The organism is Methylobacterium sp. J-092 (assembly GCF_022829325.1).
Taxonomy (GTDB): domain Bacteria; phylum Pseudomonadota; class Alphaproteobacteria; order Rhizobiales; family Beijerinckiaceae; genus Methylobacterium.
On sequence record NZ_JAKSXU010000052.1, the window covers coordinates 92079 to 98953 of the forward strand.

At 67.6% G+C, this 6875-nt stretch carries 5 protein-coding genes; 4 read left to right on the top strand and 1 reads right to left on the bottom strand.

Annotated elements, in window-relative coordinates:
• The first annotated feature begins 507 nt into the window (after window positions 1-507).
• The 3 genes from MKK60_RS04000 (at window position 508) to MKK60_RS04010 (ending at window position 4534) form a co-directional block, all read left to right on the top strand.
• Complete coding sequence (locus MKK60_RS04000) at window positions 508-1209, top strand: hypothetical protein (RefSeq protein ID WP_243984003.1); 702 nt, start codon at window positions 508-510, stop codon at window positions 1207-1209.
• Window positions 1210-1329: 120 nt separating this feature from the next.
• The gene (locus MKK60_RS28580; RefSeq protein WP_243984004.1) at window positions 1330-2874 is read left to right on the top strand and encodes a tyrosine-type recombinase/integrase; all 1545 of its coding nucleotides are present in this window, start codon (window positions 1330-1332) and stop codon (window positions 2872-2874) included.
• A 442-nt stretch (window positions 2875-3316) separates the two neighbouring features.
• Window positions 3317-4534: a hypothetical protein gene (locus MKK60_RS04010; protein ID WP_243984005.1), complete on the top strand. Its 1218-nt coding sequence runs from the start codon at window positions 3317-3319 to the stop codon at window positions 4532-4534.
• 378 nt (window positions 4535-4912) lie between these two features.
• Here the strand turns inward: MKK60_RS04010 and MKK60_RS04015 are convergent, their stop codons facing one another.
• Window positions 4913-5590 (bottom strand): hypothetical protein, encoded by a 678-nt coding sequence (locus tag MKK60_RS04015; RefSeq protein ID WP_243984006.1) that lies wholly within the window; start codon window positions 5588-5590, stop codon window positions 4913-4915.
• A gap of 472 nt (window positions 5591-6062) precedes the next feature.
• On the opposite strand from MKK60_RS04015, the gene MKK60_RS04020 reads away from it, so the two are divergent.
• Window positions 6063-6868, top strand: a protein-coding gene (locus MKK60_RS04020; RefSeq protein ID WP_243984007.1) for an IS5 family transposase whose coding sequence is annotated in 2 segments (ribosomal slippage) — window positions 6063-6393 and window positions 6393-6868 — 807 coding nt in all. Because the reading frame shifts where the segments join, the coding sequence is not laid out codon by codon here.
• Window positions 6869-6875: the final 7 nt, after the last annotated feature.

Below are 6875 nucleotides of genomic sequence, written 5' to 3' on the forward strand. Positions count from 1 at the left end.
AGGATGAAATTGAACTTGGAGAAACGCCACCGAATCGGGACAATCGAGCCTCCGAACTGAAGAGGCACGATCATGCTGACGGCGATTGCACGGCTCCTGCGGCTTCTCGGGCCGCCATCCGGTGGGCGCGATGCGAGGGCGAGGGACAGAACGGAGCCTACGGCCGGCACGCCCTCAGGGGACATCGCGTTCCGCACACGGGATGCCGGGGCAGGGAGTGAGATAAGGGTAGAGCCAGCCATGGTGGGCATCCTGACGGATACCCTCCAGAGGACGCCGCCTGCGGCGGCATCCCCAGGGCTCCCGCCCGTGGACCCGGTGAAGGTTGGCGCCCGGCTGCACGCAGCTGCACGACCGACGAGCCACGACGGGGGACTGGACGTCGCCCTAGAATCAGCGGCCCGAATGACGTCCTCGTACGCTCAGGCGGCCGTCTGCGGCGATGCAGGTCCATCCGAATTACCGGTCGCGGACGACCCCGGAACGCGACAGGACGACGCATCTCAAATGAACGCCAATCCTTCGGCGATCCGCGGCGGTCCTTCGATGGACCCAGGGAATATCGCGGCATCCCAAGGTTCGGACGAGGGGCCGGCGTTCGGATTTGATCCCGGTGCCGGTATCGACGACGAGCCGTTTCTCCCCTTCACGCTAGGGGCTCGCGAGCATTCCGGTCTCGTGTCCGCAAAGGAAATGATGCCCGATCCTTCAAGCATGGACGGAGCCTGCGAGGCCGATCTTGACGCGTCTCCGTCGCTACCGCCGCCGCCGCTCACCCCGGCCGTTGACACCGGATCCGGAGATCGGTTGCCTCGCGCAGGAACGCCGGCCGGTCCTGGTCGGCGGGTTCCGCCACGGGTCGCGGCGCGGCCGAGGACCGAGGAATGGGCCGATGACGAACTACTCACACTGCCCGAGGCCGCCGCCCTGTTCTGGCCGGCGGGGCCGATCACGACGAACACCCTGCGGACGGCCGAGCGCGACGGCACCCTGACGGTCACCAAGGTGGCGGGCAAGTTCTTCACCACGCCGATGGCGATCCGCAGGATGGGCGTCGACGAGGTCGGGGAGAAGGCAGGGGAGCCGGATCGGGCCGAGGCATCGCCTCAGGCTATGTTCCAGTTGAAGCTGGCCGAAGCCAGAAGGCTCGGTCGGGATCGCAAGCGCACGGCGCGCGCTGCGAAGAGATCTGCCTTGCCCTCCGCGTAGGTTGGGCGGGGCAGTAAGTCGGCGGACACGGGGCGCGTTACTGTGGCGGTTTCCCGCCCCGTGTCCGTCTTCCCGAAACGCCCGCACGCGTGCGGGCACGGAATGATGGACCCTAGAATCGTGAGAGAGACGATGCAAGTTGGCGCGCTCGCGCGCGCCGCGGAGGACATCCGCGTGCTGTTAATGACCTCGGCGGCGGTGGTCCCCGAGTTCGAGCGGCGGCGTGGGCCTGCGCCCATCGGACCGCACCTCGTCGAGCGACAGGCGAAGTCCCAGGGCGGGGAGCCGACGCTCTATATCCGCGACGGCAAAAGGGAGATCTCGACCCGTCTTCCGCCCTGGCGTCGGGCGGACGCCGAGACCCTGCTCGACCTGTACAAGTTGCAGAAGGGCGCCAAGGAGCGCGGCATCGTCGCGCCGCGCATGGTGCCCGTGGTCGCGGCCCTCGCCCACCTCCTCGACGCCGACCGGCCCCTCTCCACCGCAGGCAAGGCGGCCGCCCACCTCTACCTCATGCGCTCGACCCGGCTCGCGACCCTCGCGAGGTTCTTCGACGGCTCGGTGTTCAAGGACGTGACGACCGCCAAGTGCAAGGCGTTCATCGAGTGGCGCATCACCCTGCCGGATGCCCGCTACTCGCCGAACAACCCGGATGCACCCCTGGCGAAGGAGGCGAGCGCGCGGGAGGACCTCTACGAGCTGAGCAAGGCGATCAAGCTCTATGCCGACGAGCATGCCTTATCTTGGCATCCCGAGGTGTACCTGCCGAAGGCCGGGCCGGGACGGACCCGGTGGCTCAGGCCGGTCGAGATCGACCGGATCTACTGGGCGATCCGCGGCCGGATATGGGACCACGAGACCAAGGGCTGGAGGACCGAGACCGTCGCGGACGAGGATGGGAACGTCGTCACCCGGCGGGAGCTGCGGTGTGCCGACACCATCCGGGCGCGCCGGCCCGCCCGCCGCTTCGTGTTCGTCGGCGTCACCACGGGGACCCGCAACACCGCGATGCGCGAGCTTCGGTGGCATATCTCGGAGGATGGGGGCTGCTTCGACCTAGACGCAGGTCTGATCCACCGGCGCGGCTTCGGCCTGGATCCGAACTCGGGTAAGCCACGGGCGAGCTCCAGGATATCCGACAGGACGGTGGCGACGCTGGCCCGGTGGCGGCGGGCGGACCTCGTCGCCGGTATCGACCACGTCATACACAAGCCCGACGGCACTTCCTACGACCGGAGCCCGGACTACATCTGGCGGACGATCATGGAGGATGCCGGGCTCGGCAGGGACGTCGTGCCCCACACGCTCCGGCATACCGCCGCGACCTACCTGCGCATCGCCAACGTCGACGTGCGCAGGGGCGCCGACCTCCTCGGGATGTCCGTCCAGACGATGGTGAGGGTGTACGGTCAGTGGACGCTGGAGGGCCAGGAGGAGGCCGCGGAGGCGCTTGCGGATGTCCGCGGCTTAAGGAAGGCCCTGCCGCTCCTATCCCTCGTCCCGTCGGCTCCGCAGCCGGTGATCATGGAGGCGCCCGCGCATGACTGCGGGGACGCCCGCACGGTCAACACCGACCGCCGCCGCGTCAAAAGCACATCCTCGCGCTCGGCGGTTTCCGCCTCCCGGCCCAAGCCGAACGTCAATCGGCTCCCGACCGTGGGTTAATCAGAGGTAGGTCCCTCCCGACGCCGGTCGACAGAGAGACGCCGACGCGACGTGCCGCGTCGGCGTCTCGAACAGATCCAAATCGATCCTGGAGACAGGTGTGCGTCGCGCCTCCCATCACGGGCTTGCGGTGCGCCGCCTATCACACCGACGTTTTCAAGAAGCCTATGTGGGCCCTCGCGCTTTCGATGCGCCGCCGGGGGGACGATGCACCGGTGTGCCGCCCGCGGCCGATGTCCAAGGATGGGCCAGCTGCCCTTAGCCGCTGGCATAAACTGTCCTACGGATTCGCTAGCCGAATCTCAGACATGGAAAAAGAACGCATCAAGCTTGTCTTTACGAACTTTTACGGGGCATCATCAATCGCCGGCCGACGCGGGCGCGCGGATCGACAGTCCGCAGCGCGTCGGGCCAGCCTTCGGCTCGTGCAAAAGGCTCGTGGATGTCTCCGTTCGAGGTTCTAGGCTGGGCGAAGAAGACTATTCCGGCACAGACGAAGCTCGTTCTTTCCGGCGTGATCGTCTTTGCCGGCGCGGCCCTCGTACTCGGCTGGACGAAGCAATTCAGCCCCGGGCTGACCCTTGCGGCCGCGCTGTCGATCCTGATCTTCGGGCTCGCCGCCTCGGCCTTGTCGGCGGCCCCCAGGGCGATATCCGGCGCCGGGGGCTTCCTCGCCTGGGCCCTCTCGATCCTGTTCACCGTCCTCCTGGGATTGATGCTCTCGTCCACCTTCGTGGGGTGGCCGGCCGCGGGGGCGAGGCTGATGGCACGGCTCCTCGGTTCGGCGGAGATCCTTTCCAGCGCGCGGAGCGACGCGAAACCGGTCGTCGTCGGTAGGGGCCAAACCGAGACCGTGGGAGAGTTGCCCGAGCTGCTCCGGACCGAGCCGGCGATCTCGGATCCGGCTGAGCGGGTTCAGGAACTCGCCACCCTGCCGGCCCTGACGGTGAGCGGAACGCTGCAGATGTCCGGACCGGGCGAGCGGCGATACCTGTCCGCGTCCGAGTTGCGCCTCGACGGCGGCTCCCTGGTCACGAACGGCGGGGACCTCGTCGTCGAGGTCAACAATCTCATATCTGACAACGGCGCCATTCGGTCGATGCCGAACCCAGACGCTACCCAGCCGGGAGCCGCGGGCCGCGGCGGCGGTCGCGTGCTGATCATCGTTCACGGCACCATCACCGGTCGACTCGGGGTGGACCTCCGCGGCGCCCGCGGGATGAACGGGACGCAGGGGGCGAACGGGGGCGGCGGCAGCAAGGGCGCGACGGGCGACAATGCGTCGAGCGGTCTCGGAGACTGCAGCCACGGTGCCGGACGTGGTCAGAGAGGTGGTCCCGGTCAGCCGGGGGCCGATGGCACGGCCGGCCAATCGGGTGGCGATGGTGGCGTGTTGATCGTCCGCGTCGCCGATCCGGCGGCGGCCAGGCGAGTGGTCGCGAGCACGATGGTATCAGGCGGCGCCGCAGGAAACGGCGGTCCCGGTGGGGCGGGCGGCCTGGGCGGCCCGGGCGGCGACGGCGGCTCCCCACGCGGGTGGTGCCATGGCGGTGGACCGTCGGGCGCCCAGGGGGACCAAGGGCCGCCCGGCCAACCCGGCGCCAATGGCTCCGGCGGCGCCGAAGGCTCCGTCGTCTTCGAACAACTGCCCAAGGTCTGATGAAGCCGGGCACCACCCGTAAGCATGCAGCACGAGGGATCTAGCATCCACCGATCGCAGGGTGCTCGAACCCAACCCACGGGCTACGGCCGCGGGGATGGCCGCTTGGGTCCCCGCCTCGACGCGTTCCCGCCTCGCCGGGCACGGGCTTGCGTTTGATGCCCTTCGACCTTCGGGAAACCGTCGGGAATTGGCGGCCACGGCCCTACCGCGTGTTTACGGATAGGAAACCACCTGATCCTAACTCATTGATTTCAATGCGGGCGCGTTCGGCTAGATCGCGTCCCGTGCGGTCCTATCTCTTCGGAAACAGCCTTACCTTCGGGAAACTTTCGGGACGACTTTCGGCGGCTCAACCCCGAGCGATCCGGGCTCCTATCATGGCTCGGCTACGTACCAGCGCCGCCCCTCGCATCGTACGAGACCGGCGTTCCGTAGCACGGCCCTGGCCGTCTCGGCGGTACTGGACCTGAACCCAGCCGCTTGCTGCGCATCCCTCAGATCGGCGGTGGCGACGCCGACCCCACCGGCCTTTCTCAAGGTCGTGAGAACCACCAACATTGCATCCGCGGCCTTCGTCCCCGCGGGCGCCGTGCCGTCACCCCGGGCATCGGTTTGCGACGCTTCGACCAACGCCACCATCTCCCTCAGCGTCTGATCCTGGCGACCGACCATCGCGACAAGTTCGGCCATCGTCGTAACCGGTCGAGCCGAGGAGGCAGTCTTGCGCTTGCGCTCGTGTGAAACCGGTGGGCGGGTTTGGGCAGGGACCACTTCTAGCGGCAGCATCAACTCCCACGTTTGGATCAGTTTCGGACCTTTCTGCCGGAACGTGTCGCCAACGGGGGTCAGCAACCCGGACCTTCGCACCTGGACCTCGAAGAACGGAATGCCACCGAGCGCCGCCTCAACGCGGTCGATGGCCGCTTTCACGACGGCTCGCCGAACACCGAACGCAACGGCGCTGCGCTCCAAGGCCCCACGGCCCGCGCGATGGGCCTCCTCGACCGCTCGGCAGGCTATTCGAAAATCGACGAGAGAAACGCGGACGTCCATGCCGGCAAGCGTGGCCGACCTTCATTTCGAAACCCACAACGCGATCCGTACGGACGTAGAGACCGACTTCGCTCCGTTGGCTCCCACGGGCTGACGTTTGTTGGGAGAACGCCAACAAACACACTTCTCATTGTCCTCCATCAGCCAACAAACCCGAACCGTTTTGTTGGCGGGGATCGCACAAAGGTTGGCTTGCGTTTGTTCGCAATGCGCCAACAAGCTCGGCGGTCTTGAGCCTGTTTGCGACCTTCAGTTGGCTGTCCCCATACATATGCGACGCTGGCGCAGCGCGTGCCGGCGGCGATTGCCTAGCACCTGCGGGGTGGCGAGGCATGGCGGACGTTGCCTGCGGGCATCCCGCCCTGGCGTACGGTCTACGATGGGTTCCGGCGTTGGATGTAGATGGGGCTGTCGGCGAGCTTAGAGCGCCTAACAGAACGGCACCCTGAGCGTTGATGTGCGTTGGTGTTTCATGGCCCGCGCACTTCTTCCCGACGATCTCTGGGACGAGATCGCCCCGCTGCTTCCGCCTCCCCGACCCCGTCCGAAAGGCGGTCGACGGCCTATCAAGAACCGGGCGGCCCTGACAGGCATCCTGTTCGTGCTGCGCTCTGGATTGCCCTGGGAGATGCTGCCGGCCGAGATGGGCTGTGGCTCGGGCATGACGTGCTGGCGCCGCCTGCGGGACTGGCAGGCGGCGGGCGTCTGGACCCGCCTGCATCAGGTGCTGCTGGGGCGACTTTACGAAGCCGGCCAGCTCGACTGGAGCCGGGCCAGCCTGGACAGCGCGTCTGTCCCGGCGAAAAAAGGGGCTCTGCCACAGGCCCGAACCCGACGGATCGCGGCAAACCGGGCACCAAGCGTCACCTCGTCGTCGATGCCCGCGGTACGCCCCTCGGCCTGACCTTCACGGGGGCCAACCGCCACGACAGCGTGATGATGGCCCCGACCCTCGATGCGATCCCGCCCGTGGGCAGCGGCCGGCGCGGTCGCCCACGCCGCCGTCCCCACAAGCTTCATGCCGACAAGGCCTACGACGCCCGTGCCCGTCGCCAGGAGTGCCGCGCCCGTGGGATCGTCCCTCGCATCGCTCGGCGCGGGATCGACAGCAGCGAGAAGCTTGGGCGTCACCGTTGGGTAGTCGAGCGCACCCATGCCTGGTTCAACCGTTTCCGACGCCTGCCCGTACGCTACGAGCGCCGCGCCGACATCTACGAGGCCTTCACCAACCTCGCCGCCAGTCTCATCACCCTCAACCAAATCAGGCGGTTCTGTTAGGCGCTCT